Below are 7,010 nucleotides of genomic sequence, written 5' to 3'. Positions count from 1 at the left end.
CTCCGCCGGCCGGTCGCCGTGTTCGGGCCCGTGCACTGCACCTCGCACGGCTACGCCGACCCCGACCCCGACCGCTTACCGCCGTGAACGGCTCCGCCGTCGAGGACGGCAGCGGACGGTGGAGGCGTACGAGCCGTACTGTCCCGACCAGGCGGCGAGAGCACACCGACGCCGGGGCCTCGGTGACGGTCACCCTTTCGAGTGGATCAACCCGTGGACGGGGCTTCGAAGCGGGGCCGGGGCCGCCACCGAAGATGGCGACTTGTCACGTGCCGAAGCCCTCCGTGCCGAAGCCCTCCGTGCCGAAGCCTTCCGTGCCGAGCGCAGCTTCTCCCGCCGACCCGTTCCGTGTTGCCCGGCTACGGCAGATCGGCCGCGTGTATCCCGTCGGGTCCGCCGATGTAGAGCGTCTCCGGGCCGGCGATCAGCCCCCGTGCCCGCCCGCCGACGTCGAGGTGACGCACCCGGCGGCCGTCGACGGGGTCCAGGGACATCACCCCGTTGTCGGTGGGGGCGTGCACGAGGCCGCCGGCGAGCACCGGGGCCGGATACACGGAGGCCCATCCCGTCGAGGCCCGCCAGCGAACCCGGCCGTCCTGGCTCTCCAGCGCCACGAGATCCTCCTCGGCGTAGACGTAGACGATTCCCCCGTCGACCACCGGAAGCGGATGGGCTCTGGTCCCGACGGCGGACGTGGGCTCGTCCGAGGCGCCGGTGCGCAGCGACCACAAGGGCGTGCCGTCGTTCGTTCGGTAGGCGCGCAGCATGCCGTCGTGCGAGGCCAGGTAGAGGATGCCGCCGGAGACCACGGGGGAGGCGTCCGTGTGATTGACGTCGTACGGGATTCCGTCCTCGGCGGCGGGCAACCGCAAGGTCGGCGCGAGCTCGGGCAGCGCGCTCCAGCGGACCCGTCCGGTCGCCGAATCCAGGGCGTGGACGCGGAAGTTGTCGCCGGTGAGGTACACCGTGCCGTCGACCACGACCGGCGTCGAGGGGTGGACGGCGGGCGGGATCGGACATCGCCACCGCGGCTCGCCGGTGTCCGTGTCGAGCGCGACCACGAACGCCTCGAGGTACACCGCACCCCTGCGGACGATCTCGGTGGTGAAGACCAGTCCGGCGGACGCGACCGGGTTGCCGCGTGACTCGTGTCGTTCCGGCGTCGTCGGCGACGTGTCGTTCCAATCCTCGGCGACGGATCCGAACCGACGTTCGATCCGTACCGGGTCGCGGACCCCGTTCGTCGGTCGGGTCCGGGCCGCGGCGGCAGGCGCAAGCACGTGACGCCAGGCCGCATCCCCGTGCGGGCGGTGGGCGAAGTCCGCGTACGTCCCCGCCACTCGGCTCTCGCGGTCGAGACCATTGTCGATCACCAAGCCGGTGGCGTAGGCGACGCGGGGATGCGCGTTGACGTCACACGGACGCTCCACCCGCCAGCGAATCTCCCCGCCTGCGGCATCGATGGCGACCAGGTCGCCGGCCGAGCGGGCCAGGATCGTGCCGTCCGGCGCGAAGACCACCTCACCGGACGGGCGGTCTCCCCGGACGTTGCGATTCTTCTCGTCGGACGGCCGTTGCCACAGGGACTTGCCGTTGTCCGCGCGAAGACAGTGCAGGTCTCCGTATACCCCGTCCACGTACAAGCGGCCTTCGCGCACCGCGAACGGCACGCCGAACCCCGGGGCGCTCCACCGCAGCCGCGAATCATGGGTCGACCCCCCCTCCCGAACGCGAGGTGGCGATCCGCGCTCCGATCGCGGCGCCCGCGAGACCGGTGACCGCCGCGAGCAGGCCGCGGCGGGTGAGTGCCCGGCGATGTGTGGGCGGCCCGCCGTCCGGCGCCGGGAACGGGCCGTCGGCCGAGGTGGATACCGGCTCCGGCCCGGAAAGGCCGGACTCGGACATCGATATCGCGGCAGTGGTGTGGGCGACGGCGATCTCCTCGGCCAAGGCGGCGGGTAACCACCTCGCCGCCCCCGACGTCCTGCCCCCGGGCGACCAGCCGGTGGCGGCAGTCGGGACCGAGACGGTGGTGAGCCACAACGCGCGAACGCTTTCGTCGGGGATCAGCGCGGGGATCAACTCGCTCGGCGTGGGTCGCGCGGCCGCGTCCTCGGTCAGGCACGCGGCGGTGATCGCGCGAAGCTTCGGATCGAGGATCGCGTCCATACCGAGCGGACCGGGATCGGGATCGAAACCGGGACCGGGATCGGGACCGGGGCCGGGATCGAAATCGGGACCGGGATCGAAATCGAAATCGGGACCGGGTCCGGGATCGGGTTCCGTGCGGGCGAGCGCGCCGTTTCCGGTCGGTCCGCGCGGAGGTGTGCCGGTCAGGCAGTGGTACAGCACTCCGCCCAGCGCGTAGACGTCGCTTTGCGGGGTGACGGTACCGCCCTCCAGTTGCTCGGGCGACAGATACGGCGGGGTGCCCAGGAGGTCGACCGCCCCGGTGAGGGTCTCCAGTCCGGTCACCCGAGCGATGCCGAAGTCGAGGATCCGCGGCCCGTCTTCGGTGAGCACGATGTTCGAGGGCTTGAGGTCGCGGTGCACCACGCCGGCGCGGTGGATCGCCACCAGCGCCTCGGCCAAGCCGGCTTCGAGCACCCGGACCGTGTCGGCGGGCAACGGCGCGTGCTTGGCCAGTACTTGATCCAGCGGCAGGCCCGGAAGGTACACACTCGCCATCCACGGGCGCGGAAGATCACCCACGTCCACCACCGCTGCCGTGAACGCGCCGCCGACCGCCCGCGCGGCCGCCGTCTCACGGACGAATCGGGCGCAGAAGTCGGGCTCTTCCGCCAAGCCGTCGTGGATCACCTTGACGGCGACGCTCAGACCGCCCGCGGACACCCCCAGGAAGACCTCCCCGGTGGCTCCCTCGCCCAGGCGGGCGGTCAACCGGTACGGACCCACCCGACGCGGGTCCTGTGCACGCAGCGCTTCCACCGGCCTCCTCCGTTGTCTGCGGCGACTTCACTTCCGCGGCTTTGCTTTCGTGGCCTGCTTCGTGGCCTGCTTTCGTGACTTCGCTTCGGCGGATGTGCCTTCGCGATCTCGCTACGGCGGATGTGCCCTTGCGGCTTGGCACTTCGGGATCTGCCTTCGTGACTTCGCTGCCGCGGCTTCGGCCCCGACGGGCTGCCACCGGTTCGCGACGGTGCCGCTTCGGTCCGTTCCGCCCGCGTGGGCGGCAGCCCGTATCCGTAGGCTTACCCGGTTGGTTCCGGGTCGACGGCGGGCCGACTCGGCGGATCACAACCGCAGCGCTCGTACCTCCGATCCGTCGAGCGTGGCCACGAGCGTGCGACCGAACACCCCCAGGCCCAACGTGTCCTGCCGCCCGGCGGGGTAGGTCCAGCGCACCGATCCGTCCCGGGTGGCCACCGCGTACACGCGATCGCGATCCGCCCCGGTGTACACCGTGTCGTCCAGGACGACGGGCGAGGACGTGACGGGACCTCCGGTCGCGAACCGCCATCGGTGCGCCCCCGTCGTGGCCTCCAGCGCGTGCAGTCCCGACTCGTCACCGACGTAGACCACGCCGCCGACGACGGTCGGCGCGGCACCGGCCCGGCTCCGCAGCGCGAAGGACCAGCGCATCCGGCCGGCCCGGTCCAGCGCCCACAGTCTCTGGTCGGCGACGAGGTAGACCGTGTCGTCGCGCACCGTCGCCGTACCGGACGACCCCGAGGCGAAGGACCACTTGACCCGCCCGTCGGCGGGATCGAGCGCTCGTAGTCCTTGGAACGGCACGTACAGCGTGTCGCCGGCCACCGCGACGTCCGGTGCCCGGTCCGGGTACGGCCCGATCCCGGCCAGGTCCGTGGTGATCCGGATGCCCCCGTTGCGGTCGCAGCCGGTCAACCGGCCCGTACCGTCACACACGAAGACTCGCGGCCCCCACAGCGCCGGCCGGCCCACCACGCCGACCTCGGGGACCTGCCAGTCGGCAAGCGGCCGCCCCGTTCCCGCGTGCAAGGCGTACAGGTTCCGGCCGTCGCCGCCGAACAGGGCCGCGCCGTCCGCCTGCGCCACGATCCCGTTCGGAAACGGGCCCTTCTCGCGATCCCACAGGCGGCCCCCGCCGACCGCTTCGATGGCGGTGAGACCCTCCCCGACGACGTACACGACCTGACCCGAGACGACGATCGTCCGCGCACTTCGAACCTTGCTCACCCACACGGTTCCGACCGAAGACTCGGGCATCGACGTGCTCGCGGGCCGGTGCCGCCGCCGGCGCGACAGCGTGATCCCGTACGCCCCCGCGCCGGCGGCCGCCACCGCGCTCACCAGGAACGCCCGACGACCGGGTCGGCGCCACCCGCCCGGGCCCAGCGCCGACCGCTTGCCCCGGACCGCGGCCAGGGTCCGATCGGCGGCCGCGGCCTCGACCACGACACCGCGGGCCAGGCCCTCGGGTAACCAGTCGAGCCCGTCGATCTCGTCGGGATCCGCCGCGAGTCGGGTCAACACCTCGCGGGGGGTGGGCCGTTGCTCGGGCGATCGGGACAGGCACGCGGCGACCAACTCGGTCACCCGCGAGTGCGGCAACACGGTGCGCAACACGTCCAACCGCGACTGCCCACGCAACGTCCGTTCCAGCAACACCGAGATCGCCCCGCTGCCGTGCGGCTCCTCACCCGTGGCCGCGAACAGCAGGAGACCGCCCAACGCGAACACGTCCCCCGCCGGCGAGACCACCCCCGACGACAGGAACTCGGGCGCCAGATACCCCGGTGTGCCCACCAGCGCCCCCCACGACGTGATGGCGTTCTCGTCCGCCAGGCGCGAGATCCCGAAGTCCACGACCCGCGGCCCTTCACGGGTCAGCAGCACATTGCCCGGCTTCAGATCCCGATGCACCACCCCGGCCGCGTGAATCGACGCCAACGCCTCCGCCAACGCCGCCCCCAGCAACCGCGTCGCCGAATCCGGCAGGGGACCGTGCCGTCGTACCGCCTCGGCGAGCGTCAGCCCGGGCAGATACACGGTCACCAACCACGGCCGCGCGGCATCGGCGTCGTGGTCGAGAACGGACGCCGTGAACGCGCCGTCCACCCGCCGGGCGGCCCGCACCTCACGCGCGAAACGCGCCCGAAAACGCGGATCGCGCGCAACCCGCGCGTGCACCACCTTGACCGCCACGGCCCGCCCGGCCGGGCTGCGCCCCAGGTAGACCCGCCCCATACCGCCGCTGCCCAGCACCGCGACCAGGCGGTACCCGCCCAGTTCGACGGGATCGCCCGCCGCCAATTCCTTCACCGTCGGCCGACCCCCGTCAACGCCGTACCTGGTTCCCGAACCCCCGTACGAACCGCCGGTGGTCCTCGCGGTCCTCACGAGCAAAGTCAAGTACACCCGAACCGCAGGCCGTCCGCTCGGGAACCGCCCGATGTCGCGCGACGAGAGCGCCGAGTCTGCCCGGGCCGTCGGAGCGGAGTTCGCCCGCAAGCACGGCCGCACGCCGACACCCGGCCCGTGACGGGACCGTCCTCTACGACAATCCTCACGCGCCGGTGCTTTGTCTGTACAAGCGTGACCGTGCCCTGTGGGTTCGCCCCACCGGCGACGGGGCCGACTTGATCACCTCGACCGACGAGGCGGCCTTTGCTCCCGGCCGTCGCATCGACGGTCGCCACCCTGCTCGCCGTCGCCCCGGCGGCCGCAGCGGTCAACGGCCGCCCGGGCCGCGCGCGAGCGACCCACACCCTGATCGTGTCCCCATGGCGCCGCGGCGACAGGCCCTGGTCCTCTCCGGCGAAGCGTGCCCCTCGGTGCCGAAGCGGGCAGCCACGTCCGGGAAGCCGGCCACGGCTCGCGCAGCCGCGTCCGCGTCCGCGCGTGGGATGTGACCGCTACCGGTCAAGATCGTTGACAGCGCATGACCCCCACACCGAAGATCGCCCGCATCATCGTTGCGCTGTCGGCTGTCGTACCTCCGCTGCTCCTGGCCGTTCCCGCTTCCGCCGAACCAGGACCGCTGACAGTGCGTGAGATCAGCGCTTTCGTGTGCGCCAAGGAGCACCGCAGCGGCACGTTCTACGCCGACGTCATGAAGATCGAGACGCTGTCGCCCATGAGCTGGAACGGCAAGAAGAACCCCTACGCCCAGGCACGGCAGGACCTGCTCGGCGTCCGCCAGCTCAACGACCACACCCGTGACGAGGTCTGCGGCCCGCAGAAGACGCAATACAAGAAGCTCATCGCCAAGTACGTCAAGGAGTACGACAACGCCCCGGGTGTCACGCTTCAGCCGCAGTACAAGGACGACACAAAGCTGAAGAACCTCGAGAAGGAGCGGATCGCCGCCTACTCGGCAGCGGTCCGCGCCGAACAGGCACGTGCGGACGCGAACTGAGCCCGTCTCGCAGGGAACCGAGGCCGGCAGTCCGGGCCGTTCTTGAGATGGCCCGAGTCGAATCGACGAATTTCGTTTCGACCGTTGGGGTCGGGCGGGCTTTCTGCATTTCGTGACCTGCCGCAGCGAAGATCGAGCGTTGTCATCGGAGTCCGGTGACCGTCGGGTTGTGACACCGCAGGTCGAGTGATCGCTTGGCCTCGGGCTTGCACGTGGAGCCCGTCCCGATCATGGGCGGTAACGGGAAAGTGCCTGCTGCGCCGGGACGATGAACCTTGTCGAGGGTTCTGTCGGTCCGGGTCGAAGGCGCGCCAAGCTTCATCCCTCCGCTGACGGTGTGGGGGTGGTGGGTCCCGCCGGGGCACGGTTGCCGGCAGATCTCGCCGATGCCACCGGGCCGACCCTCGTCGTTTCCTCCCGCCCGATCGGTCGTTGGTCAGGGTTCGGATCCCCTCTCCCGCGAAGGATCTTCCCTGTGCGCCCACATCGTTCCCTCCTCGGTGCCCTCGCCGTCACCGTCCTGCCGCTCGCGCTGCTCTCCCCCTCCCCCGCCGGTGCAGCCGCTCCGGCCGAGAAGCGCCAGAAGGTCTTCGATCAGGACGGTGACCACGTCTTCGCCGTCCCACCGGGCGCCAAGAAGATCCACGTC

The 7,010-nt window shown here is 71.4% G+C and carries 4 protein-coding genes; 1 reads left to right on the top strand and 3 read right to left on the bottom strand.

Annotated elements, in window-relative coordinates; all coding sequences use genetic code 11:
* Positions 1-359: 359 nt before the first annotated feature.
* The 3 genes from GT354_RS24755 to GT354_RS24745 all read right to left on the bottom strand — a co-directional run bounded on the left by GT354_RS24755 (position 360) and on the right by GT354_RS24745 (position 5,265).
* Positions 360-1,697, bottom strand: coding sequence for a PQQ-binding-like beta-propeller repeat protein (locus GT354_RS24755; RefSeq protein ID WP_272923879.1), 1,338 nt, complete (start codon positions 1,695-1,697; stop codon positions 360-362).
* Positions 1,698-1,704: 7 nt separating this feature from the next.
* On the bottom strand, positions 1,705-2,949 hold the full coding sequence (locus GT354_RS24750) for a serine/threonine-protein kinase (RefSeq protein ID WP_161358582.1): 1,245 nt from the start codon (positions 2,947-2,949) through the stop codon (positions 1,705-1,707).
* Between the two features lie 306 nt (positions 2,950-3,255).
* A complete protein-coding gene (locus GT354_RS24745; protein WP_161358581.1) occupies positions 3,256-5,265 on the bottom strand; it encodes a PQQ-binding-like beta-propeller repeat protein in 2,010 nt (669 codons plus the stop codon).
* A gap of 619 nt (positions 5,266-5,884) precedes the next feature.
* On the opposite strand from GT354_RS24745, the gene GT354_RS24740 reads away from it, so the two are divergent.
* Complete coding sequence (locus GT354_RS24740) at positions 5,885-6,361, top strand: hypothetical protein (protein ID WP_161358580.1); 477 nt, start codon at positions 5,885-5,887, stop codon at positions 6,359-6,361.
* Positions 6,362-7,010 lie beyond the last annotated feature (649 nt).

Source organism: Streptomyces sp. SID3343 (genome assembly GCF_009865215.1).
Taxonomy (GTDB): domain Bacteria; phylum Actinomycetota; class Actinomycetes; order Streptomycetales; family Streptomycetaceae; genus Embleya.
Note: the sequence above shows the minus strand (reverse complement) of the source record. Positions and strands in the feature narration are given on the sequence as shown.

What these genes read in the sequence shown, in the direction of transcription:
- GT354_RS24740 (WP_161358580.1), top strand. Translation starts at nt 5,885, where the DNA reads ATGACCCCCACACCGAAGATCGCCCGCATCATCGTTGCGCTGTCGGCT.